Here is a 3,667-nt window from a genome sequence, read left to right on the forward strand (position 1 = left end):
GGGCGGGGGGCGCTCGGGGGCGATCGGCGTTGGTTGCGGGGCCTGCGTGGCGGGGGGGGGGGGGGGGGTGGCGCGGCAGGATCAGCCAGACGAGCACGGCGGTGATCACGAGATCCGGAAGGAGGTACGAGCCGTTGTACACGATGGAATACACGAACGGCGTCATGTGGTAGTCCTTCGCGTACTCGCCCCAGAAGACGACCCCGGACACGACGTGCGAGACGAACCGCAGGAACACGCCCGCGACCGTGCCCACGAGCGCGCGTCCCGGGAAGAAGCCGGCGACGCCCAGCACGGCGAACGGCACGGGGTAGTCCAGCAGCCACTGGACCGGCGTGAGGAAGTAGGGTTCGGTGAAGAAGTCGATGATGCCGTACACGGCGCCGGCCGCCATGGCCACCCACGGGCCGCGGCGCATGGCCAGCAGCACGAGCGGCACCATGCCGCCAGCCGTGACCGCACCGCCGTACGGCATGTGCCAGATCTTGATGAGCGACAACACGTAGGCCAGCGCCACCATGACGCCGGCTTCAGCGATGACGGCGACGGACAGGCCTCTGCGATCGGCCAACGATGATCCCCCCGCTCCGGGGAGCCTCGCCGGAGCCTGGAAAGGCCTCCGCACGCCCAAAAAGGCGCGCCCAGAGAGGGCGCGCCCCCAAAGCTTGCCTTGTGGGTCCCTCCGCAGGCATTACCCTGGTCAGGTGTGCGGGTCAGGTGCTACCATAGCCCTTTCTCAGCCCCTAGGTAGGAGCTCCCCGTTTGTCGTCTCGATCATAGCATTGCGCGCGGTTCCGGACAACGTACCCGGCCAAGCCGCCCTCCGTACGCTGATCGGGCGGAAATCCACGGTCCGACCGGGAGCTCGCGGCCCGGCGAGGCGCCGGGTTCGCCCGGCGCTCGAGGCACGAGCGCCCGTCCGAGGTTGGTGCGGGCCGAATGAGGAGGGAATGTCGACGTGCGCAGGTTTGCGAAGCTCATCATGCTGCTGGCCGCGCTGTCCCTCGCGGTCGCCGGCTGCGGCGGGGGGGCGGCCAAGGACGCGGCCGGCGACGGGACCGGGCCGTCGGAGCCGGGGAGCGGGACCGGCGCCGGCCAGCTCGCCCATGTGAACCTGACCGAAGTGGTGCGCTCGCTGTTCTACACCCCGGAGTACGTCGCCCTGTCGAAGGGCTTCTTCAAGGAGGAGGGCCTCGACGTCGAGCTCACCACCGCCGGCGGCAGCGACAAGGGCGCCACCCAATTGCTGTCCGGCCAGGCGGACATCGCCTTGGTGGGTCCGGAAACGGGCTTGTACATCATGGCCCGCGGCACCGACAAGCCGCTGCGCCTGTTCGCCGAGCTGACGGCGACGGACGGGTCGCTCCTCGTCTGCAAGGGCGAGAAGCGCGCGGACTTCCAGTGGACCGATCTCAAGGGCAAGACGGTCATCGGCAACCGGCCCGGCTCCAGCCCGGAGATGGTGCTGGAGACGATCCTCCGGCAGAACGGCCTTGAGCCCGGCAAGGACGTCACCGTCGTGACGAACATCGCGAACGCCGCCGTGCCGGGCGCGTTCAAGGACGGCGACTACGACTGCGCCGAGATGTGGGAGCCGGTGCCGGAGATGTTCGAGGCCAACGGATGGGGGTACGTCGCCGCCTCGCCGGGCGAGGCCATCGGGCGGCTGCCGTACACCGCCTTCCTCGCGCGGCAGGACATGATCGACGCGCACCCGGACACGATCCAGCGATTCACGAACGCCGTCTACCGCGCGCTGAAGTGGACGTACACCGCGCCGGTCGAGGAGGTGGCGGCGGCTGTGGCGCCGTTCTTCCCGGACACCCCGGCGGAGCTGCTGCAGAAGTCGATCCAGCGCTACCGCGACCTCAAGATCTGGACCGACGACCTCTCCGTCACGCGCGACCAGATGGAGCGCTATGAGCAGATCCTCATGGACGGCGGCCAGCTGCAGGCCCACGTGGCGTACGACGACTACGTCATCACGACGTTCTGGGAGAAGGCGAAGCAGGCCGGCGAGTGACCGGCGGGACGTGGGCGCGGCATTTCCCGCGTTCCCCCCGCCGCGGCGAAGGGGGTGCCGGACATGGCGCAACTGGTGTTCGACGACGTTTCCGTGCGATACCACACGATGTCCGGGGAAACGCTGGCGGTCGACCGCGCGTCGTTCGCGGTGGAGTCCGGGGAGATCGTCGCGCTCCTCGGGCCGTCCGGCTGCGGGAAGTCGACGCTCCTCAGTTGCGCGGCCGGCCTCTTCAGGCCGAGCGCCGGCGCGGTGCGCGTCGACGGCGTCCCCGTGAGCGGACCCACGCCGAAGGTCGGGTACATGCTGCAGCAGGATCACCTGCTGGAGTGGCGGACGGTGCTGGGCAACGTGCTGCTGGGCCCGGAGATCCGCCGCGCGGACCTCCGCGCGGCCCGCCAGCGGGCGCTGAACCTGCTGGAGAAGTACGGGCTGGGCGACTTCGTCCGGCATTACCCGCACCAGCTGTCGGGCGGCATGCGCCAGCGGGTGGCGCTGGTGCGCACGCTGATGCTCGACCCCGAGTTTCTCCTGCTCGACGAGCCGCTCTCCGCCCTCGACTACCAGACGCGGCTGCACATGCAGGGCGACCTCGTCCGGATCTTCCGCCAGGAGGGCCGCGCCGTGCTCATGGTCACGCACGACCTCGCCGAGGCGATCGCGATGGCGGACCGCGTCGTGGTGCTGAGCCGGCGACCCGCCCGCGTGAAGGCGGAGGTGCGGCTCGAGTTCGGACGGCCTGGCCTGGATCCCCTCGAGCGGCGGCGCCAGCCGGAGTTCGGCCGCTACTTCAACCAGATCTGGGGCCTCCTCGACGTGCCGGAAGGGAGGACGGCGGGATGAGCGAGGAACATCGCCGGTTTCTCCGCCGCGTGCGGCAGGAGCGCCGCGCCGTTTTCGGGCTGCGGGTGGGCTTGCTCGTCGCCGTCCTCGTCGTCTGGCAACTCGCCGTGAACCTGCGCTGGGTCGACCACTTCGTCGTCAGCTCGCCGCTGGAGGTCTGGGACACGGCCGCGCGGCTCGCGCGGGCGCACCAGCTGTGGATCCACGTCGAGACGACGCTCGTGGAGTCGGTGCTCGGCTTCACGCTGGGCACGCTTCTCGGGGTCGTGATCGCGACGATGCTGTGGTGGTCGCCGTTCGCGGCCAAGGTCGCAGACCCGTACCTCACCGTGCTGCAGGCGCTGCCGAAGATCGCGCTCGGCCCGCTCTTTCTCATCTGGCTCAAGCAGTACGAGGCCATCCTCGCGATCGCCCTGGCGATCTCGGTCGTCGTGAGCGTGATGATGGTGTTCACCGGTTTCCGCCAGATCGACCCGGAACGCATCAAGCTCCTGCGCGCGTTCGGCGCGACGGACGGCCAGATCTGGCGCATGGTCGTGCTGCCCGGGTCGCTGCCGACGATCATGGCGGCGCTCAAGGTGAACGTCGGGATGGCGCTGACGGGCGTCATCGTCGGGGAGTTCCTCGTCGGCCGGCAGGGCGTCGGCTACCTGATCGTCTACGGCGGCCAGGTGTTCCAGATGAGCCTCGTGATGACCGGCGTGGCGATTCTGGCCGCGATGGCCGCGGCCCTGCACTGGGTGGTCGAGTGGCTGGAGCGGCGTTTCGCCCGCTGGCCGTCTTAGGTGGCCGGGGAAGGAC

At 69.8% G+C, this 3,667-nt stretch carries 4 protein-coding genes and 1 riboswitch; of the genes, 3 read left to right on the forward strand and 1 reads right to left on the reverse strand.

Annotated elements, in window-relative coordinates; translation table 11 throughout:
- Window positions 1–571 (reverse strand): energy-coupled thiamine transporter ThiT (gene thiT, locus IRZ18_08970; GenBank protein ID MBX5477235.1); only part of this gene is annotated, 571 nt, incomplete at its 3' end.
- Window positions 572–660: 89 nt separating this feature from the next.
- A riboswitch (TPP riboswitch) is annotated at window positions 661–771 on the reverse strand.
- A gap of 187 nt (window positions 772–958) precedes the next feature.
- On the opposite strand from thiT, the gene IRZ18_08975 reads away from it, so the two are divergent.
- From IRZ18_08975 to IRZ18_08985, 3 genes are all read left to right on the forward strand, one after another.
- Window positions 959–2,023: an ABC transporter substrate-binding protein gene (locus tag IRZ18_08975; protein MBX5477236.1), complete on the forward strand. Its 1,065-nt coding sequence runs from the start codon at window positions 959–961 to the stop codon at window positions 2,021–2,023.
- Between the two features lie 63 nt (window positions 2,024–2,086).
- Entirely contained in the window at window positions 2,087–2,866 is a 780-nt protein-coding gene (locus IRZ18_08980) for an ABC transporter ATP-binding protein (GenBank protein ID MBX5477237.1), read from the forward strand.
- A complete protein-coding gene (locus IRZ18_08985) occupies window positions 2,863–3,651 on the forward strand; it encodes an ABC transporter permease (protein MBX5477238.1) in 789 nt (262 codons plus the stop codon). Before IRZ18_08980 ends, IRZ18_08985 begins: the two co-directional genes overlap by 4 nt.
- Window positions 3,652–3,667 lie beyond the last annotated feature (16 nt).

The sequence above is a fragment of the Clostridia bacterium genome (assembly GCA_019683875.1).
GTDB lineage: Bacteria > Bacillota > Sulfobacillia > RBS10-35 > Bu92 > Bu92.